20 protein-coding genes and 1 riboswitch are annotated in these 18,309 nt (G+C 58.6%); of the genes, 1 reads left to right on the top strand and 19 read right to left on the bottom strand.

The window, feature by feature from the left end; translation table 11 throughout:
• Positions 1–13: 13 nt before the first annotated feature.
• The 15 genes from cobS to AAIG26_RS09510 form a co-directional block, all read right to left on the bottom strand.
• On the bottom strand, positions 14–754 hold the full coding sequence (gene cobS, locus AAIG26_RS09580; protein WP_343180600.1) for an adenosylcobinamide-GDP ribazoletransferase: 741 nt from the start codon (positions 752–754) through the stop codon (positions 14–16).
• A complete protein-coding gene (cobU, locus tag AAIG26_RS09575) occupies positions 751–1,296 on the bottom strand; it encodes a bifunctional adenosylcobinamide kinase/adenosylcobinamide-phosphate guanylyltransferase (protein ID WP_343180599.1) in 546 nt (181 codons plus the stop codon). The genes cobS and cobU overlap by 4 nt, the downstream gene beginning before the upstream one ends.
• The gene (locus tag AAIG26_RS09570; protein WP_343180598.1) at positions 1,290–2,813 is read right to left on the bottom strand and encodes a cobyric acid synthase; all 1,524 of its coding nucleotides are present in this window, start codon (positions 2,811–2,813) and stop codon (positions 1,290–1,292) included. The genes cobU and AAIG26_RS09570 overlap by 7 nt, the downstream gene beginning before the upstream one ends.
• 202 nt (positions 2,814–3,015) lie before the next feature.
• On the bottom strand, positions 3,016–3,726 hold the full coding sequence (locus AAIG26_RS09565; RefSeq protein ID WP_343180597.1) for a cobalt-factor II C(20)-methyltransferase: 711 nt from the start codon (positions 3,724–3,726) through the stop codon (positions 3,016–3,018).
• Positions 3,723–4,517 carry a sirohydrochlorin cobaltochelatase gene (locus AAIG26_RS09560; RefSeq protein WP_020454250.1) on the bottom strand — a complete coding sequence of 265 codons (795 nt, stop codon included), beginning with the start codon at positions 4,515–4,517 and terminating at the stop codon, positions 3,723–3,725. Before AAIG26_RS09560 ends, AAIG26_RS09565 begins: the two co-directional genes overlap by 4 nt.
• A 10-nt stretch (positions 4,518–4,527) precedes the next feature.
• Positions 4,528–5,313 (bottom strand): cobalt-precorrin-6A reductase, encoded by a 786-nt coding sequence (locus AAIG26_RS09555; RefSeq protein WP_343180595.1) that lies wholly within the window; start codon positions 5,311–5,313, stop codon positions 4,528–4,530.
• Entirely contained in the window at positions 5,310–6,035 is a 726-nt protein-coding gene (locus AAIG26_RS09550; RefSeq protein WP_020454252.1) for a precorrin-3B C(17)-methyltransferase, read from the bottom strand. Before AAIG26_RS09550 ends, AAIG26_RS09555 begins: the two co-directional genes overlap by 4 nt.
• Positions 6,035–7,090 (bottom strand): cobalt-precorrin 5A hydrolase, encoded by a 1,056-nt coding sequence (gene cbiG, locus AAIG26_RS09545; protein ID WP_343180594.1) that lies wholly within the window; start codon positions 7,088–7,090, stop codon positions 6,035–6,037. The genes AAIG26_RS09550 and cbiG overlap by 1 nt, the downstream gene beginning before the upstream one ends.
• Complete coding sequence (locus AAIG26_RS09540) at positions 7,071–7,844, bottom strand: cobalt-precorrin-4 methyltransferase (RefSeq protein ID WP_160269573.1); 774 nt, start codon at positions 7,842–7,844, stop codon at positions 7,071–7,073. The genes cbiG and AAIG26_RS09540 overlap by 20 nt, the downstream gene beginning before the upstream one ends.
• The gene (locus AAIG26_RS09535; protein ID WP_020454255.1) at positions 7,837–8,406 is read right to left on the bottom strand and encodes a decarboxylating cobalt-precorrin-6B (C(15))-methyltransferase; all 570 of its coding nucleotides are present in this window, start codon (positions 8,404–8,406) and stop codon (positions 7,837–7,839) included. Before AAIG26_RS09535 ends, AAIG26_RS09540 begins: the two co-directional genes overlap by 8 nt.
• Entirely contained in the window at positions 8,396–9,001 is a 606-nt protein-coding gene (locus AAIG26_RS09530) for a cobalt-precorrin-7 (C(5))-methyltransferase (RefSeq protein WP_313626277.1), read from the bottom strand. The genes AAIG26_RS09535 and AAIG26_RS09530 overlap by 11 nt, the downstream gene beginning before the upstream one ends.
• Positions 8,995–10,134, bottom strand: coding sequence for a cobalt-precorrin-5B (C(1))-methyltransferase CbiD (gene cbiD / locus AAIG26_RS09525; protein ID WP_343180593.1), 1,140 nt, complete (start codon positions 10,132–10,134; stop codon positions 8,995–8,997). Before cbiD ends, AAIG26_RS09530 begins: the two co-directional genes overlap by 7 nt.
• Positions 10,131–10,763 carry a cobalt-precorrin-8 methylmutase gene (locus AAIG26_RS09520; protein ID WP_269231646.1) on the bottom strand — a complete coding sequence of 211 codons (633 nt, stop codon included), beginning with the start codon at positions 10,761–10,763 and terminating at the stop codon, positions 10,131–10,133. Before AAIG26_RS09520 ends, cbiD begins: the two co-directional genes overlap by 4 nt.
• A gap of 11 nt (positions 10,764–10,774) precedes the next feature.
• Positions 10,775–11,731, bottom strand: coding sequence for an adenosylcobinamide-phosphate synthase CbiB (cbiB, locus tag AAIG26_RS09515; RefSeq protein WP_343180592.1), 957 nt, complete (start codon positions 11,729–11,731; stop codon positions 10,775–10,777).
• Positions 11,728–13,101, bottom strand: coding sequence for a cobyrinate a,c-diamide synthase (locus AAIG26_RS09510; RefSeq protein WP_343180590.1), 1,374 nt, complete (start codon positions 13,099–13,101; stop codon positions 11,728–11,730). The genes cbiB and AAIG26_RS09510 overlap by 4 nt, the downstream gene beginning before the upstream one ends.
• A 98-nt stretch (positions 13,102–13,199) precedes the next feature.
• A riboswitch (cobalamin riboswitch) is annotated at positions 13,200–13,382 on the bottom strand.
• Between the two features lie 440 nt (positions 13,383–13,822).
• Between AAIG26_RS09510 and AAIG26_RS09505 the strand changes: the two genes are divergently transcribed.
• A complete protein-coding gene (locus AAIG26_RS09505; RefSeq protein ID WP_343180588.1) occupies positions 13,823–14,689 on the top strand; it encodes an L-threonine kinase in 867 nt (288 codons plus the stop codon).
• Positions 14,690–14,714: 25 nt separating this feature from the next.
• Here the strand turns inward: AAIG26_RS09505 and AAIG26_RS09500 are convergent, their stop codons facing one another.
• The 4 genes from AAIG26_RS09500 to dacD form a co-directional block, all read right to left on the bottom strand.
• Positions 14,715–15,050, bottom strand: coding sequence for a DUF496 family protein (locus AAIG26_RS09500; protein WP_020454262.1), 336 nt, complete (start codon positions 15,048–15,050; stop codon positions 14,715–14,717).
• Positions 15,051–15,216: 166 nt separating this feature from the next.
• Positions 15,217–16,275: an FUSC family protein gene (locus tag AAIG26_RS09495; protein ID WP_045510623.1), complete on the bottom strand. Its 1,059-nt coding sequence runs from the start codon at positions 16,273–16,275 to the stop codon at positions 15,217–15,219.
• A gap of 126 nt (positions 16,276–16,401) precedes the next feature.
• Positions 16,402–16,875: a DNA gyrase inhibitor SbmC gene (sbmC, locus tag AAIG26_RS09490; RefSeq protein ID WP_020454264.1), complete on the bottom strand. Its 474-nt coding sequence runs from the start codon at positions 16,873–16,875 to the stop codon at positions 16,402–16,404.
• Positions 16,876–16,996: 121 nt separating this feature from the next.
• Positions 16,997–18,157: a serine-type D-Ala-D-Ala carboxypeptidase DacD gene (gene dacD, locus AAIG26_RS09485; protein ID WP_343180586.1), complete on the bottom strand. Its 1,161-nt coding sequence runs from the start codon at positions 18,155–18,157 to the stop codon at positions 16,997–16,999.
• Between the last annotated feature and the right edge of the window lie 152 nt (positions 18,158–18,309).

Below are 18,309 nucleotides of genomic sequence, written 5' to 3'. Positions count from 1 at the left end.
TGTTGCGGGCTGTTCAGAGCAGCGCCAGAAGAAATACCACTTCGCCAAGTTCAATCGCGGCGCCCAGCGTGTCGCCGGTTTGCCCACCCAGCGTGCGTTTAAGCATCTGCCCCAGCAGGAAGATCGCCGCCAGCGTCACCAGCAGCGCAATAATCCCTTTCAAGTCCAATATGGCAATTACCAGCAACGCAGTGATGGTCAGCGTAACCAGCGTGTCTCTGCCGGAAACTTTACCGATAAACAGGTTGCCCAGCCCCTCTTCGCGCGCATAGCGATGGCCGAACATCAGTAACACCGAGCAACCACGCCCGGCGGCGCAGGCCATCGCCAGTGCGGCAATGATGCTGACACCGCGCAGTTGCAGCTCGCTGATAACCAGGATTTTGGCGACCAGCACAAACACCAGCGCCAGGCCACCGTGGGTGCCAAGTCGGCTGTCACGCATGATTTCCAGCATCCGTTCGCGTCGACGCGCGGAAAAGATACCGTCGCAGGTGTCCGCCAGACCATCCAGATGAAAGCCACCGGTTAGCAAGGCCAGCGCCAGCACGCCAAAAAGCGCCGCCAGCGGCACGCCGCACCAGGGTTGTAACGCCAGTACGACAACACCGCTGAGCGCCCCGAGCAGCAGCCCGACCAATGGAAAGGTCACAATACCCCGCACATATTCCGCGACATCCAGCCCCTGCACACAACGGCCAGGCACCGGCAAACGGCTGATAAAAGAGAGCGTGGCGAAAAACAATTTGATCATTTGATTTTGACTCCAATCCCTGACACCACCAGCCAGACGTGATCTGCCGCCTGCGCCAGTCGCTGGTTGACGCGCCCGGCGATATCGCGAAAATGCCGCGCCAGCCGGTTTTCCGGCACAATGCCCATGCCCACTTCATTGGTCACCAGCACCACCGGCGACGGGCACGCCGCACAGGCGGTAATCAGGTGTTCAATCTCGTGCTGAACCTGCGCTTCCAGCGCGGCGTAATCCCAGTTATCCGGGTCGTCGCCCGCGCCAGAAGCAAACAGCAGATTGGTGACAAGCGTCGTAATGCATTCCAGCAATACCGCTTCGTCAGGATCGTTATGCGGGGTAATGACGGCTGACAACTGTTGCCAGCGCTCTTCGGTGCGCCAGTGTCGGGGGCGTTCCTGCCGGTGGTGCTCAATCCGCGTCGCCATTTCGTCATCAACGATTTGCGAAGTGGCGATATAGAGCACCGTTTTTGCATCCGCGACCAGCGATTCAGCATGACGGCTTTTGCCGCTGCGCGCGCCGCCGGTAACAAGGGTTAACATGCTTGCTCCTGATGTTGCTGCATAATTTGATAAATACGATCAATGTCCACATGCTGACGCATGGCGTCGGCGAGGATATCAAACTGCTGCGCTTTGTACTGCGCGTAATCAACGCGCGCATCCAGCGGCGGCAGCCCTTTGCGCTGACGCAGCCCGTTAAGCAGTGTGCGGGTGAACGTGTCGCTATCGAACAAGCCATGCAGATAAGTGCCAAACACCAGACCGTCCCGGCTGACCGCGCCATCTGCCACGCGCTGCCCCGCTTTTTGTAGCCACAACGCCGGCTGGCAACCATTGCTGCGCGTGGTTTCACCCAGATGAATTTCATATCCGTGCAGCGTTAGCCCGGCGCACGGCGCCAGCCAGCCGGGGAGCGTCTCCTGCAAACTCGCTTCCACTCGGGTGGTGGTTTTGTCGCGGGCAAACCGCGTCACCGTCTCCAGCAGCCCCAGCCCTGGCTGTTGCCCCAGCCCGGACTCCACCTCATCAATAATGGTTTCGCCAAGCATTTGATACCCGCCACAGACGCCAATAATCGGCACACCTGCACGATGACGTTCCAGCACTGCTTTCGCCAGCCCGCTTTCGCGCAGCCAGTTGAGATCGCCAAGGGTGTTTTTACTACCAGGGAGGATTAGCAGATCGGCGCTATGCAGCTCCTCCGGCGTGCGCACGTAGTGAACGCGTACGTCGGGCTGAGCAGCGAGCGCATTGAAATCGGTGAAATTAGAGATATGCGGGAGTTGCACCACGGCGATATCCAGCGCCCGCTCGCCGGTGCGCAAGTATTTCCCGCGCTGTAACGCCACGCCGTCTTCATCTTCAAGGTCGACCTCCAGCCACGGCATTACGCCAATCACCGGTACGCCGGTCAACTCTTCAATCTGCTTAATTCCCGGGGTAAGCAGCGCGACATCGCCGCGAAATTTATTGATGATCACCCCTTTCACCCGCCAGCGTTCATGCTCCTGTAATAGCGCCAGCGTGCCGTAAATCGCGGCAAAAACGCCGCCTCTGTCGATATCCGCCACCAGAATGACCGGGCAAGCGGCCATCTCTGCCATGCCCATATTGACGATATCCCGGTCGCGCAGGTTGATCTCCGCCGGGCTGCCCGCGCCCTCCAGCACCAGCGCGTCATACTCCTGCGCCAGGCTCTGGTAAACCTGGATAATCTGCTCGCGCAGCCGCGGTTTATAGTCGTGATAACTCACGGCGTCCATATCAGTGGCGACTTTGCCCATCAGCACCACTTGCGCTTTGCGATCGCTGGTCGGTTTGAGCAGCACCGGGTTCATGCGCACATCCGGCTGGATACCCGCCGCTTCGGCCTGAAATATCTGCGCGCGCCCCATCTCCTGGCCGTTCGCAGTGATACCCGAGTTGAGCGCCATATTCTGCGATTTAAACGGCGCGGTTTTTAACCCGTCCTGATGAAAAATACGGCACAGCCCCGCCACCAGCACGCTTTTGCCCACGTCCGATGCGGTGCCCTGCAGCATAATGGCCTGCGTCATGACGCCTCCTTAACCTGCGTCGCCCGCATGCGGGCATGTTTGCACAGCGGCACTGCTGCCCGCCGTGCCGTTTTACTTCTCACAAGCCATGTAGAATAAAGCAATGTCATGGCTGACGATAATATGATGGTTACTCCATTATCGGCATGCTCCGCTTAACCTCGCGGATGAACACCGGTAGCCCTCGCACATCAGGGCGCTGTTATGCCTTCTCCCACTGTTTATTCACCAGAATGGTCGAAAAATAGGGCAGCGGCTGATCGTCGCTCACCTCGCCCAGCCGCTGCCAGCATTGTTCTCCCGGCAGCGTGGCTTCTGCCATCATCAGCGCATGGTCGAGCAGCCCCGCTTGCGCAAGCAGCGCTTTGATCCGCGCGAAACGGCCATAGACTTTCATCAACACCAGGCTGTCGTGCTGCGCCAGTGCCTGGCGGATGTCGCCTTCCGGCGCGGTGCAGGAGACCACCGCCAGCGACTGTTGTTCCATCGCCAGCGGTGTTTGCGCCCGCGCGGCAATGGCGGCAAACGAGGTGACGCCGGGAACAATCTCCAGATTTTGCGGGTGTTGCAGGCGCTGCAGCAAAAACACCCAGGTACTGAACAGCATGGCGTCGCCAAGCGTAATAAAACCGACCTGCTTTCCGGCCTGCACTTCAGCCTCCAGCGCAGCGGCAACCTCATCCCACACCGCCTCTTTTTCCGCGCTGTCGGCGCTCATCGGGAAGTGACAACAGCGCACGTCGGTCTGCTCACCGAGATACTCGCATACAATCGACAATGCCAGGCTGTCGCCGCCTTTGCGCCCGGCCGGCGCATACAGCACATCCAGCTTTCCGAGAATGCGCGCACCGCGCACAGTGATAAGATCCGCCGCGCCCGGACCGGTGCTGAGGGCGTAGAGTTTTCCGCTCATGCCGCCACCTCCAGTGCGTGTTCGAGTGCCTGATGTAAATGCTGAACAAACATGGCGCGGATATCGGCGTTTTCGCCCAACCCTTGCAGCCACGGCGTGGCAGCGATACCGACGCGTTCGAACTGCGTTTTCCACGAATCGTCATCATCGGAAGCCATATCATTAATCGCATGATCGCCTGCCACCAACATCAGCGGCATCAGATGAACGGCTTTGACATCTTCCCGGCGCAGGCTGTCGATGATGACATCGATTTCCGGGTAGCTTTCCACCGCGCCGACACGCGCCGGGAAGCGATGCGCCGCCATCATATGGTCAAGGCAGGCATACGCGGCAAAAGCATGGTGGCTGGCTCCGTGGCCCATAAACACCACGCGTTCGTCCGCGGCGACCATCGGCATTTGACGCGAGAGCGCCTGCATCAGATGCAGGTAATCTTCATGGCTGCTGAGCAGCGGCGCACCAATCACCAGCCGTTTAAACAGCGGGCGCATCGTTTGCACTTCACGGGCAATTTTTTCGTATTCATCGCCGTTGATAATGTGCAAAGACTGGATTGCCACATCCTGATAACCCTGTTCCGCCAGTTTTTGCAGCGCTTCGAGCGGGGTATCAATGTGCAGGTTGTCGCGCTGTCTGAGCTTGCGAATGATCATGCCGGAGGTGAACGCGCGAAACAGGGTGCGATCCGGGCAACTGGCCGCCAGCTCGCGCTCGCAGGCAACAATGTTTTTCTCACAGGTGTCGTGATAGCTGGTGCCGAAGCTCACCACCAGAAGGGCTTTTTTCATGCTGTTCTCCTCACTGTGCCGCCAGCCAGCGCCGCAACCGCCCGGCGAAGGCATCCTGACTGTTGAGTAACTCTTCCCCGCTCACCGCAGGTTGCGGGCGGGCAATGACGATGCACGGGATGCTGGCATCCAGCGCGGGCTGTACTTTTTCCAGATAACCGCCTTCCGCCCCGGAGGCTTTGGTGATCAGCACTTCCACACGATACTGGCGATAAAACGCGGCGTTAAATCCGGCGCTGAACGGGCCACAGAGGGCGAAAATATCACCAACGCCAAAACCCAGCTCCGCGCACTGCGCCACCACTTCCGGCACGGGAAGTACCCGTGCCAGTAAGGTTTTATCCGGCAAGCCTTCGCGCCAGCGCGCCAGATCTTTACTGCCGGTGGTCAGCAAAATACGCTCGCCCAGTTCGCGGGCTTTGGCGCAGGCCTCTTCCAGCGTGGCGACATAAAACAGCAATGGATGGGTTAAATCCGCTAACTGCTCCGGGCGCTGATAACGGCTGAGCAGCACCTGTGCCTGCTCGCAGGCCGCGGCAATATTGCGGCTCACCGCATCGGCATACGGGTGCGAAGCATCAATGACCCAGCGCGTACCGTGGTGTTGCAGCCATGCGACCATATCGCACATCTCCAGCCGCCCGCAGCGCACCTGGCCGCGAATATTCCCCGCCAGCTGCTGCCCGGTCGGTGTCGCCACCGACAGCGTGTAGCACACATTGGCTGCGTCCAGTTGCTGGCAAATTTGCCGTGCATCGCTGGTGCCGCCGATAACCAACACCTCCCCGGCGGTCACAGGGTGTAGCCCCGGGGCGTGATCATCAGGCCGTTTTGCACATAAGTGGCGCGGTTGCCGACGATCACCAGGCTGGTCATATCGACGGGTTCAAAATCCATCTCGCCAAGCGTGGTCAGCCATTTCTCTTCTTTTTTGCGCCCGGCAGATTTCACCACGCCCACCGGCGTGTCGGCGCTTTTGCTGCCCGTAAGCAGTTCAAACGCGCGCGCCAGGTGGCCTTCGCGGCCCCGACTGCGTGGGTTGTAGAAGCAAATAACGAAATCCGCTTCACCCGCCGCGACAATGCGTTTTTCAATCACCGGCCACGGCGTCATCAGATCGCTTAAGCTGATATGGCAAAAGTCATGCATCAGTGGCGCACCGAGCAGCGCGGCGGCGGCAATGCTGGCGGTCATGCCCGGCACCAGACGGACTTCCACATCGAGTTGCTGCTTGTTCACCAGCTCAAGTACCAGCCCGGCCATGCCGTAGATCCCGGCGTCACCGCTGCTGATCAGCGCCACGTTATGTCCTGCCTGCGCCAGCTCAATCGCCGCCTGGCAGCGCTCAATCTCTTTGCACATGCCGGTTTTGATCACCTGTTTATCGCCGGTAAAGGCTTTCACCAGATGGGTATAGGTTTTGTAACCGACCACAATTTCTGCCGCCTGTAGCGCTTCAACGGCTTCCATGGTCATCATTGCCTGTGAGCCGGGGCCAATCCCGATTACCGTTAACATCAGTGTGAAACTCCCAAAGTAATAGTCACACCCTGCTCGCGCAGGGTTTCGCCAGTCAGTTGCCCGTTGCTCATCAGCCATGCCACCGGGCCGGAGACGCTTCCGACTCCGGCGGTGTGACGGACAAATTCCGAAGCGGGAAAATGGTGTTCGTGCTGCCGCAATGCCTCAGCCGTGAAAACGTCAAACGGCACGCCCAGGCTTTTCGCCAGTTGGATCAGCCCTTTTTCATTCTGCTTTAAGGTGATGCTGCCAATCGCACGCAGCGCCAGCGGGTCAATGGCGTTCGTCTGCAACTGGCGTTGCAACAGCGCCGAAAGCAGCGTAAACGGCGTATCGCGCCGACAGCCCATCCCCGCCACAATGCGTTTCGGCACCAGTTTGAAAACAGGCACAGGGAGAACCGGCAGCGCCGCTTGTGTGGTCACGCACACGAGGCCATCCAGTTGCGGTAACGCATCGAGGCGATCCACTGCGATAAAACCACGCGTATCGCAGCGCGCCACGTCCTCACGCATCGCCGCGTCACACCACAGGCCAACGCGTTTACCGCTGACCAGCATCTGATTGATGGTCTTTACCGCTGCGCGAAAATCCTGCATTCGCGCATCAAGCTGGATGGCCAGCGTGTCGAGCGCCGCCACATCGTTCACGTCTGTCGCGGTGGTGATCACCGGATCGGCGTCCAGCACAGCCGCGAGGTAACGCGCCAGCGCATTCGCACCGCCGCAATGCCCGGAGAGCAGGCTGATAACATGCTGTCCGCGTTCATCAATGACGATCACCGCCGGATCGTTAAACTTGTCATTCACCAGCGGGGCGATAACGCGCACGGCAATGCCGGTTGCACCGATAAAAATCACCGCTGAAAAGTGGCAAAACGCCTCGCGCAACGCCTGCGCAAAACTGCCGTCAAAAGGCTGAAACCCCGCCGCGAGAAGTTTCTCACTGGTAAAACAGGTCATCGGCAGCGCAGATTGCAGACGTGCCGCCAGCGCCACACCGCCCGGCGTCAGGCAAAACAGCGCTATCGATTCAGGCTTTGCGGTATTCATGGCTAAAATCCGCCGCGTAAAGCCGCGAGTAGTGGAACTCTTCGCCCAGGAATGCCCCCACGAGGATCAGCGCGGTTTTGCGGATCCCAGCATCGCGTACTTTGTCAGCAATATCCGCCAGCGTGCCGCGCACCGTCTGGCTTTCCGGCCAGGTCGCTTTATAAATAACCGCCACTGGCGTGGCCTGCGGGTAACCACCTTCGATTAAACGTTCCGCCACGCGGTGTATGCGTTGTACCGAGAGGTAGATCGCCATCGAGGTCTGATGACTGGCAAATGCCTCCAGTTGTTCGCGCTCCGGCACCGGCGTGCGTCCTTCGAGGCGGGTGATGATCAGGCTTTGCGACACCTCCGGCACGGTGTACTCCACGCCCAGCTCCGCCGCCGCGCCGAGAAACGCGCTGACGCCGGGTACAACCTGCCAGCGAATACCACGGCGGGTTAACACTTCTCCCTGTTCACGCACCGAGCCATACAGAGAAACATCGCCGGTTTGCAGGCGTACCACCACTTTCCCGGCCTTCACCCCGGCTTCCATCAGGTCAATGATTTGCTCAAGGTGCAGTTCTGCGCTGTCGTGGCACTCTGCGTCTGGCGGGCAGTATTCCAGCAGTTCGGTATTAATCAGCGAACCGGCGTAAATCACCACCTGCGCCTGCTGCAACAGGCGATACCCTTTCAGCGTGATGAGCTCCTTATCGCCTGGTCCTGCGCCCACAAACCAGACAGTTTGTGCATCCGCGTGCTCAGCCATGGTGTTGCTCCTTTTCACAGGAAATTAAAAAAACGGGATTATGCGCTTTGAAATAGTGGCCGCTGCCAAGCGAGGTCAGTTGGGAAACCTGAAGTTGCTGGCAATCCAGCGCAGTGACGGGGCAATCGGCCAGGTGCGCCAGGGCGGTACTGAGGTTTTCCTGCAGAATAAAAGTCATCACCAGCCGCCCGCCGGGCCTAAGCTGCGCCAGCGACCAGTCGATAAGTTGCGTCAGATTGCCGCCACTGCCGCCCATAAACACCGCGTCCGCGGGCTGCTCAATGAATAGCGGTGCAACGCCGGGGATCAGGGTGATGTTGCGACAAGCAAAGCGCTGACAATTCTCCTCCAGCAGCCCGAGCGCTGCCGGGTTGCGTTCAATCGCCGTGACCTGCAACTGCGGGTGCGCCAGCGCCGCTTCGATGCTCACACTGCCGGTGCCCGCGCCGATATCGATCAGGTGGCGGGCATCGTGCAGCGCCAGCTTTGACAGCGCTACTGCGCGCACGGCCTCTTTGGTCATCGGCACCTTTTCACCGCGAATAAACCGCTCATCTTTCATCGAGGATCACCACCACATTCATTTCGTAATGCGCCTGCACATCCGCAGGGCGCAGCCTGTGGATACGTTCATTGTCCATACCGAGGTTTTCGCCAATCACCAGCCAGCGCTTTTCTGCCCCGCGCGAAATCAGCGCATCGGCAATGGCTTTTGGCCCGCAGCGGGCATCGGTCACCATCGCGACCTTGCTGGCACGCGCCAGGGCATCGAAATCGACATCGCGCCCGTGGCTGCTGGTCAGCCAGATATCGTTCATATCAATACCGGTGCGCGAGCAGAGGTACTGCGCGGCGCTGATGCCGGGAATAATGCGCAACTGTTCGATACCAAAATGCGCCACCAGCCGCGTGCCGATGCCGTAAAACAACGGGTCGCCGGAGGCCAGAACCACGACATTGCGCGCGGCGTGTTTTTCCAGCCACGCCAGCAAAGCCGGGATATCGGCATCCAGCGCCCGCCGTTGCCCGGCAAAATCGGGGAACTGCGCCAGGTGGCGGTTACCGCCAACCAGCACTTCAGCCTGCGCCACCGCCTCCTGCGCCTGCGGCGTCATCAGCGCCAGATTGCCCGGCCCCATTCCGGCAACGGTCAACATCTGAGATCCCTCGCAATTTCTTCAACCGGACGGTTCGCGCCCAGCACGTTGTTATCAAAGGAGAACATCACGGCATCGCACTGCGGCGGATTGTTCGTAAAGCGCAGCATCTGGTCGATACGCTGACAGATTCGGGTTGCCAGGTGATCGTAAAGGTGGCTGAACCCGGCGGCGTCGATGTGTTCCATTGCCGCTTCGGTGGTATCGCACTCGCTCACCGCCAGCAGCAGCGCGTGCGGCGCACCGAGCAGCGCCAGATGTGCGACCAGCGTTTCCATGCGCGCATCCGCGATATGGCTGTGGGTGTGAAAGATCCCGGCGGCGATTTTCACCAGCTTGCCAGGGTGACCGACCAGCACGATATGCCGGAAACCGAGGCGCACCGCCTCTTCCAGCATGTAGCCGACAAAGTTACTCATGGTGACCACAAGTTCGCCCGATACGCCCAGATGTTCGCGCACAAAACGCTCGCCGTGGTTGCCGGGCACCAGGATCACCCGATCCATCCCGGCGGCGCGTTTTAACTCCAGCTCCAGCGCCAGCGCGCGTTTCCAGCTCTCTTCTGACATCGGCGTGACAATGCCGGTGGTGCCAATAATTGAAATGCCGCCAAGAATACCGAGCCTGCCGTTGTAGGTTTTCTTCGCCCGCGCTTCCCCTTCCGGGGCAAAAATTTCCACCTCGGCGCCGCGCGTCGGACCAATCACTTCGCGTACGGCGGCTTCGATAGTCTGGCGTGGCGTGCGGTTGATGGCCGCCTCTCCGACCGCCAGGCCAATGCCTTTGCGGGTCACCGTGCCGATGCCTTCGCCGCCGCGCAGGATGATCTCCCCCTCATCATTGAGCGTGACGCGGGCAAAAATCAGCATGCCGTGCGTGGCATCGACGTCATCGCCGCCGTCTTTGCGAATCGCGGCGACAGCCTGAAGCCCCTCCACATGCGGGCATTCGACGTTCAGGCGCAGCGTGACACCCGATGGCGTGACAATCGACACCTGGTGAATAAGGTGCTGGCGCAGCACCATCAGCGCTGCCACTTTCGCCGCCGCCGTCGCGCAGGAGCCGGTGGTATAGCCTTTGCGCAGCGCTTTTCCGTTGTGCCACACCGGATCGTCGAACGCCTGTTCGCTCATTGCGCCTCCCGCAGGCTGTAAAGCAATGCGTTAACGATCGCCGCCGCCACGTTGCTACCGCCTTTGCGCCCGCGAGCGGCAATGCCCGGTAAACCGCTCGCCACCAGCGCCTCTTTCGATTCTGCCGCGCCGACAAACCCGACCGGCACGCCGACCACGCCGCTTACCGGCGCGTTATGTTCCAGCAGGCGAAACAGCGCAGTGGGCGCATTACCGAAGACAAACACTTTGCCGCCCTCTTCGCCCAGCGCCAGATCAACCGCCGCCATCGAACGGGTGATACCGTCGGCTTTGGCGCGGCGCACCACGCGCGGATCGGAGATATAGCACCGCACTTCGCCGCCGAATTGCGCCAGCAGCGTTTTGTTAATACCGGAAAGCGCCATGGTGGTATCGGTGTAGAGCGTGCAACCCTGTCTAATCGCGGAACACAGGCTTTCCAGCGCGTCAGAGGAGAACCATAAGATATCGAGCCAGTCGAAATCTGCTGTGGTGTGAATGACCCGTTTGATCACCGCTTCATGCAGCGGGCTGGCAAAGCGGTAATCGGGACGCGTCTCGTTGATGATGTCGTCGATAATGACAAAACTTTTGGCTTCAATAGCCTGCGGTTGCTGCAAATAATCCATCTTTTCCATCCTCAGGCTCCCATCCACACAAAACGCACCAGTGCAAACAGCACCAGCGCCAGCGTCGAGGCCAGCCACATCATCCGGATGGCTCGCCCGATGTCATCCACGTCGATGGCGCGGGTGTCATCGCCAATCCAGGGTTTGTCGACACGTTGGCCGAAGTAGTCATTTGGCCCGCCAAGGCGCACGCCGAGCGCCCCCGCCACGGTGCCTTCTGGCCAGGCGCAGTTCGGGCTGCTGTGATTGTTCCGATCACGAAAACCAATACGCAACGCGGCGCGGGCATTCTGGCGGCAGCAGCAGGCGGCGACGCTCAGCAGCAGCCAGCTCAGGCGTGCCGGGATAAAATTGGCGACATCATCCAGCCGGGCGCTGACCATGCCGATGGCGCGGTACTTTTCATGTTTGTAGCCGACCATCGAATCCAGCGTATTGACCGCTTTATAGGCTATCGCCAGCGGCGCGCCGCCGAGCAGTAAAAAGAACAGCGGGGCAATCACTCCATCGACGGTGTTCTCGGCGACCGTTTCCACCACCGCGCGGGTGATTTGCGGCGGCTGCAACTGGCGGGTATCCCGCCCGACGATCCATGAGAGTTTTTCGCGGCTTTGCGCCAGAAGCCCTTCGCGCAGCGGTTTTTCCACTTCCCGCGCCATGTCTGCCAGACAGCGGGTGGCGAGCGTGGTGTAAATCATCCACACCTCAATGCACCAGCCGAACCACGGGTGAATGGCGTTCGCCAGCGCCAGCACGCCCCAGGCCAGACTCCAGCTCACGCCGACCACCACCAGCCACATCACACCGCCGCCCACGCGCAGCGCGTTATCGCTATGGCAGCAGCGCCGCACGATGCTTTGCAGCAGGTTGATCAGCGCGCCAATCCAGCGTACCGGATGCGGCCAGTGGGGCGGGTCGCCCAGCAACCGATCGAGTAAAAAGGCCACAGCCCAGGCAAGCAGCGTCATTGCGCGCTCCTTGCGGCGGCAAACCAGTGGTTGAGCATTTGCGGGCGTTGGGCGAAGTGCAGATGCAGGTAGCTGGCGAACGTGTTGCCAACCTGCCAGCCGCCCTGCCAGCGTTTGAGTACTTCGCCGTCGCGGGTTTTATGGCAGTCAAGCACCGACGGCGTTTGCGCGGTGAAATCCGAGTAATGAAATTCATGACCGCGCAGGGTTTCACCCGCCGCCGCCAGTAAGGTCTGCTGCGTGGCGCGGGCTTCGCAGTAGCCAAAGCGGGTCAGTTTGCTGCCCATCACGCTAAGACCGGGGATCACATTCGCCATCGGCCATTCTTCGCCGTCCGCGTCACGCAGCGCGGTGCCGAGATACATCAGCCCGCCGCACTCGGCGTAGATCGCCACACCACGCCGATGCGCCGCGCGGATAGCCTCCAGCATCGGGGTATTTTCTGATAACGCCCGCGCATGCAGCTCCGGGTAACCCCCGCCCAGCCACAGCATCTGGCATTCCGGCAACTGGCGATCCCGTAGCGGGCTAAAGCGCACAATGCGCACACCTGCACGCTCCAGTAAATCGAGGTTATCGGGGTAGTAAAAATTGAAGGCTTCATCAAAGGCTAATGCCAGCGTCAGCCCTGCAACGACATCCGGCAACGGCGGCATTTGCCCTGCGGGAAGGGTCGTGACCTGGCTGAGCGTCAGCAGTTGGTCGATATCAAGGGCTTGCTCCAGACGCCCGGCAAAATCGTGCCACACCCGTGCTTCCACCACTGATTCACGGGCGGTCACCAGCCCGAGATGGCGCTCCGGCAGCGCAACGCCGGGCGTGGTCGGGACATAGCCCAGCACCGGGAGCGCGCAATAGCGTTCAATGGCGTGTTTCAGTAGCTGAAAATGGCTGTCGCTGTTGACCCGGTTCACGATAACGCCGGCAATCGGCAGTTGCGGATCAAAGTGCTGAAACCCCATCACCGTGGCGGCAATGGAGGTCGACACCGCTTTGCCATCAACGAGTAAAATCACCGCAACACCGAGCTGTTTTGCCAGCGCGGCGCTGCTGCAATAATCCGGGTCGGTGCCGTAGCCGTCGTACAATCCCATCACCCCTTCAATAACCGCGACATCGCATGCGGCAGCATGATCGCTAAAGAGCGCGTTTAGCGTGGGTTCCGGCAGCATAAAGCTGTCGAGATTGTGGGAGGCAACGCCAGAAACGGCGCTGTGCCAGGCGGTATCGAGATAATCCGGACCAACTTTGAACGGCTGAACACGTAAGCCACGGCGCTTAAAAACAGTGAGCAGCCCCAGCGTGACGGTGGTTTTTCCACAGCCGCTGCTGGTTCCGGCAAGGAGAAAAGCGCTGCGCCGGTTTGACATTCCTGACACCCCATTACGGGCGGAAAGCTGAAGTCAGGCGCGCGTTTGCCCGGTCTTGCGACCGTTCGCTTCTGAGCAACCCACTTCCCACCGAAGTTGTTGATAATGGCCCGTCAGGTCGGTCTTCTGGCTTAGCGTCATCCTCACCCGTCCTTCCCGATCTGGCGATCAGTGGTGTTTTCGGGGTTGTCAGCATCACAGCAGCGGGGGCTGCGGGGGATTTTCACCCCCTTCCCAGCCGCGCAAAAAGCGGCGGCAAAACCTGTTGGCTTATTGCGTCACGGCGCGAAAACAGAGTTCGCGTTCTCATGACATTTCCCCAAAGCGCACTGGATTGCCGCAGGGAAACAAAACTGAAGCAGTTTATCGTCGCGTAAACGCGAGTTTGTTGCGCTATGACAATGTATTGCGTGCCCGTTTTTATCAACACCTGATTTATTCAGCTTTCGCCAACCGATCTTTAGCGCTGAAAAGTTCATGCGTAATTCAACACCGTCTCAGACGGTAAAAAATACCGGCGCAGTCAGGTGATAGCGCTGACGGAAAAGGCTGTGCACTATCGATCCTGCGAAAATCCTTACCTGCCGAAGGTAAAAGCCATCTGCGAGTGCAATAACAGGGTATGCTTCGTGCCCTGATGGACATATACCGGCAGTGGTTAACGCTGGCATTCGCGCGGATGAAGTGACACTATCCGGTTTTATTTTTAAGGGGGAGCACCGTGGCGCAGGCAGCATGTCCCGCATCCTGCGGCGAAATTATCCAGGGCTGGATCCTCGGCGGCGAAAAGCTGGTCTCCTGCCCGGTGGCGTGGTACAGCCACGTCGAAGTCACCACCGGTACGCCGCTTGCCAATGAACGCCCGCTCACCCGCGCGATGCTCAGGCAACTGCTGGCGCACTGGCAACTCCCCGCATCCCTCTCATCGACCCTGCGTATCGACTGCCACTCGACAATTCCGGTGGCGAAAGGCATGGCCAGCAGCACCGCCGATATTGCGGCGACAGCCGTGGCGGCGGCCCGGCACCTCAATCAATCATTGGATGAAGAGACGCTGGCGCAACTTTGCGTGGTGCTGGAGCCGACCGACAGCACCCTGTTTTCAGGCCTGACGCTGTTTGACCACAACACGGCGGCAACGCGCATTCCCTGTGGCGCGCTGCCGCCCACCGAGATCCTGCTACTGGAAAGCCCGCTGACGCTAACGACCGCAGATTATCACCGGATGGCGCGCCAGCAGGCGCTGCTGGACAATGCGGAAATACTGGACAGCGCGTGGCAAATGCTACAGCGCGCGTGCGCGCAAAAAGATGCCGCACTGCTCGGCGAAGCCGCAACGCTCAGCGCGATAGCCAGCCAGGCGCTATTGCCGAAACCTGCGTTCACTACCCTGCTCAACCTGGTGGAGCAGTTCGGTTTATACGGTCTGAACGTGGCGCACAGCGGGAGCGTGGTGGGGTTGTTTCTGGATTCGGCACGTCACGATGTGGGGGCGGTTTGCCGGTTTTTAGCGAAGAGAGAACTGGCGGCGCACTGGCCGAAAAATTATTTATTGAAGATGGTGGCGGGCGGCGTGAAAGAAGGGTGAGAGGCGAACCCCTCACCGCGAGGCATTATTCGGTTTTCGTTTCAGCCGGCTTCAGTTCGCCCATGGTTTTCAGCTTTTTGGAGATGTCGCGACGCTCTTTCGACAGCTCGGCGTTTTTGATGATGTAATCATCTACGCGATCTTCGTAGTCGGTTTTCATGCTGGCGATAATGCCCTGAATGGCTTCAACGCTCATGCCCGGTTTGATGTAATCGCTGAGGTTATCCAGCAGCAGTACGCGCTTCTGGTTATCACGGATCTTCTTCTCAACGTCCTGAATTTCACGCTGCAACTTGTTTTTGCGGCGGAACAGACGCACAAACTCCAGAACGTCCTGGAACGAAGGCTTGGTTGTTTCCATTTTTACACCCCTGATAATGTGAGATTCGGATTCGTTAACGCAACAAGCTTAGAGGCAAACCTACCCAAAGCGGTTGCATATGACAATAATTTTTCCTTTTCCCTATCATAACCACAAATCCAGCTGAATCGAAACAACCAGACTGTGTACAGCGGCTATCTGCCGCTTATTTGCGCAATGCCCGGCAGATCAAATGCGATAACAATTCCAGCTGGCGCGCCAGCTCCAGGCTTAACCAGACATAACCATGAATCGAGGTTTCGGCAAGTGCATCCCCCTGATGCGCACGGCTTAACTGGCGTAACTCGGTGACAATCTCATTGAGCTTTTCCGTGTTTGCCAGAATCGGCTGCGGGTTGCCTTCATACAACGCGTGGGCAATGGTCAGCAACGTCTGCTGCGTCATCTGCTGCGTTTCACGCAAAGTATTCGCATTGATCATGACAAAATGGCTGGCGCGCGAGCTCCAGTGGGCGTTGATCTGCAACTCCAGCATGCACACCAAATTACGGCTGACGGTCTGGATAGCTTCAAAAATCGCTTTCTGGATATGGGTTTCTTTACTGGCTGGCGTGATTAAGCCGCGCATTTTTACCACGTCATTGAGAATTTTTTGCAGGTGCTTTTCCAGACGCGGCCGCTCCACCAGGTTGCGGGACAAACCTGCCTGATAGACCCGGTTAAACGCCGTGACGTAATTCGCCATCTGAATGCGCCAGTGCAAAAACGCCCGCTGCGGCCAGATGCCGGTGAACAACATGGCCAGCAGCGAGCCAATGATCACATCGCCACTGCGCCACAGCGCCGTATGCATATCCCCGGTCGGCGCGCCAACTACCACCGAGAGCGTCACGCCGATAATCAGCGCCTGATAAGGTTTTTTACCGAGTGCCAGCCAGCCGCATATAAACATCGCAACGGCACACCACACCAGCATCAGCGACAAAGAAATCAGCTCCAGCCTTAACGCTACCAGCCCCAGTGCGGCCCCGAAGATAGTGCCGCCGATACGTTCGAAAGCGCGCGGTACCACATTCCCCCAAAAGGAAATTGGCCCCATCAGCACCACCAGCGTTATTAATGGCCAGGTGCCTTCCGGCACATCCAGCAGGCGGATCAGCAGGAAAGTCAGCACAAAGGCCAGAGCAATGCGCACGCCGTGAACGACGCGATAATGGCGGTAAAGACGAATTTCAAAAGGGCTGAGTGATTTGTCGCGGCGCACGGCCGTTCTCCGGGCTAGAAGTAAAAAGAGGCGCAATTGTAGGATTTTTCAGTGGCAGAGATCACCTTTTAAAACAAAAAAGAGACGCCAGTTTGATCCTGACGTCCCTTTGCGTGCGTTTACAGCTTACAGCGCTTTCGATTCCACCGGAATATACATCTCAATCTCCCAGTAACCGTCGCGCTGCCCGTCGTTGCGATAGATTTCGAAACAGGGTCCGGCCGAAATTTGTAACGCCTGATCGGCGAGCAACTCATCGAAAAAGAGATCCCAGCTTGCTGCAAACTCTTCGTTGTAAACCCGCGCCTGCGCCACCGCGTACTGGCCGCCCGGAACCTCAGTGGTCATCACCCCTTCGCTGTTGGCTGGCACTTGAAACGCAGCGTCAACGGTGATTGCCACATCCGCCCGCAATTTTTCTGCAGGTACTTCATCCGGGTTGTCGTAATAAACGCAAATCCACTCCAGCGGCTGGATCTGCTTGTTATCAACCCACATCGACAGCTGTGCAAATCCCTGTTTAACTTTCTCGTCCCACGGCCCGACCAGATGAAACCCGGCGATACGGCGTTTTTCACACTGCTTGACTGTGTAGCTCATACTAACTCCCTTAGCGTTACTGTTCGAACATACAGTATAACGGGCAGGCCTGCGCCTGCCATCTGCAACCGCTCAATTATGCGAGCGACTTCGCATGCCTTCCAGCCAACGCCTGACGGTGTCAGCCTTTGTGGTGGAGGTAATCACTAAGACGCGAGAACAAGCCGCCTTTGCCGACGCTATCCAGCGTGACCAGCGGCCAGTGCGCTATCACTTTATCGCGGTCATAAAGCTGGATTTCCCCCACGCGCTGATGTGCTGCCAGCGGCGCATCCAGCTCCTTGCTGTCCAGTACATATTTGGCTTTTACGTTTTGCAGTTCCGCTTTCGGCAGCACCAGCCAGTAATCCCGATCGGTGCCAACATCAACCTGCTCTTTATCGCCGTACCACACGCGCTCACTTCCGACTTTTTTACCGTTACGCAAAATTTCCACGGTATTAAAGTTCTGCTGGCCCCAGTGCAGCAGCTTACGAGCCTGCTCTTCACGCCCTTTCGGGCTGTCGGCGCCCATTACCACCGCAATCAGGCGACGTTCTCCGTCCACGCTTGAGGCAATCAGGTTAAAACCTGCGCCAGACGTATGGCCGGTTTTCAGCCCGTCAACATTCAGCGTCTTATCCCAGAGTAAACCGTTGCGGTTTTGCTGGGTAATGCCGTTCCACGTCAGGCTTTTTTCACTGTACATATGGTAGAAATCCGGCTCGCCATGAATGATGGCGCGCGAGAGCACCGCCAGGTCATACGCCGAGCTGTGCTGACCCGGCGCATCCAGCCCGTGTACGGTTTCAAAATGGGTATCGCGCAGATTCAGCTTCTGGACGTAATCATTCATCATGGCGACAAACTGCGGCTGCCCGCCCGCCACGTGATCCGCCAGCGCCACGCAGGCATCGTTACCGGAATCAACAATCAAACCGCGGCTCAAATCACGCACCGTCAGGCGATCGCCCGGTTTGAGGAACATCAGTGAAGAACCATCGAACACCGGGTTTCCTTTTGCCCAGGCGTCTTTTCCAACGGTGACGACATCATCAGCGCTGATGCGGTGGCTATCGATGGCGCGGTCAACCACATAGCCGGTCATCAGTTTGGTCAGGCTCGCCGGGTTACGTTGCTGATGTTCATTGCCCGCCGTTAAGATTTGCCCGGTGGTGTAGTCCATCAATACCCAGGAGCCCGCCTGAATTGCCGGGGGCTGAGGGGCAAAAGGTAAGTCGTCGGCGTAAGCGTGGTTAACGCAAACCGCCAGCAAAGAAGCAACAAACAAACGGCGTTTCAATGAAATATCCTCAATGGCATCTAAAATCGTCGTTCTTTGTACGGAACTTCGTGTGTCGTTACCTGGTTAAATTGCAAAAAAGTGTGACATGGATCGATTTTAAACGTCTGTTTTTGCGAAGGTCTGCGGAAGAATGACCGGTTTTCCTTCGG

It is taken from the genome of Kosakonia sp. PSU_27, from assembly GCF_039409795.1.
Lineage (GTDB): Bacteria > Pseudomonadota > Gammaproteobacteria > Enterobacterales > Enterobacteriaceae > Kosakonia.
The sequence above is the reverse complement of the archived record's forward strand: the minus strand, read 5'-3'. Positions and strand labels throughout refer to the sequence as shown.

Excerpts from the sequence above, each read along its gene's own strand:
- AAIG26_RS09530 (WP_313626277.1), bottom strand. The coding sequence starts at position 9,001 with ATGTTGACCGTTGCCGGAATGGGGCCGGGCAATCTGGCGCTGATGACG.
- AAIG26_RS09550 (WP_020454252.1), bottom strand. The coding sequence starts at position 6,035 with ATGTTAACGGTAATCGGGATTGGCCCCGGCTCACAGGCAATGATGACC.
- AAIG26_RS09570 (WP_343180598.1), bottom strand. The coding sequence starts at position 2,813 with ATGACGCAGGCCATTATGCTGCAGGGCACCGCATCGGACGTGGGCAAA.
- AAIG26_RS09565 (WP_343180597.1), bottom strand. The coding sequence starts at position 3,726 with ATGAGCGGAAAACTCTACGCCCTCAGCACCGGTCCGGGCGCGGCGGAT.
- AAIG26_RS09520 (WP_269231646.1), bottom strand. The coding sequence starts at position 10,763 with ATGGATTATTTGCAGCAACCGCAGGCTATTGAAGCCAAAAGTTTTGTC.
- cbiD (WP_343180593.1), bottom strand. The coding sequence starts at position 10,134 with ATGAGCGAACAGGCGTTCGACGATCCGGTGTGGCACAACGGAAAAGCG.
- sbmC (WP_020454264.1), bottom strand. The coding sequence starts at position 16,875 with ATGAGCTACACAGTCAAGCAGTGTGAAAAACGCCGTATCGCCGGGTTT.
- cbiG (WP_343180594.1), bottom strand. The coding sequence starts at position 7,090 with ATGAATACCGCAAAGCCTGAATCGATAGCGCTGTTTTGCCTGACGCCG.
- cobS (WP_343180600.1), bottom strand. The coding sequence starts at position 754 with ATGATCAAATTGTTTTTCGCCACGCTCTCTTTTATCAGCCGTTTGCCG.
- AAIG26_RS09500 (WP_020454262.1), bottom strand. The coding sequence starts at position 15,050 with ATGGAAACAACCAAGCCTTCGTTCCAGGACGTTCTGGAGTTTGTGCGT.
- AAIG26_RS09540 (WP_160269573.1), bottom strand. The coding sequence starts at position 7,844 with ATGGCTGAGCACGCGGATGCACAAACTGTCTGGTTTGTGGGCGCAGGA.
- AAIG26_RS09535 (WP_020454255.1), bottom strand. The coding sequence starts at position 8,406 with ATGAAAGATGAGCGGTTTATTCGCGGTGAAAAGGTGCCGATGACCAAA.
- AAIG26_RS09510 (WP_343180590.1), bottom strand. The coding sequence starts at position 13,101 with ATGTCAAACCGGCGCAGCGCTTTTCTCCTTGCCGGAACCAGCAGCGGC.
- cbiB (WP_343180592.1), bottom strand. The coding sequence starts at position 11,731 with ATGACGCTGCTTGCCTGGGCTGTGGCCTTTTTACTCGATCGGTTGCTG.
- AAIG26_RS09560 (WP_020454250.1), bottom strand. The coding sequence starts at position 4,517 with ATGAAAAAAGCCCTTCTGGTGGTGAGCTTCGGCACCAGCTATCACGAC.
- cobU (WP_343180599.1), bottom strand. The coding sequence starts at position 1,296 with ATGTTAACCCTTGTTACCGGCGGCGCGCGCAGCGGCAAAAGCCGTCAT.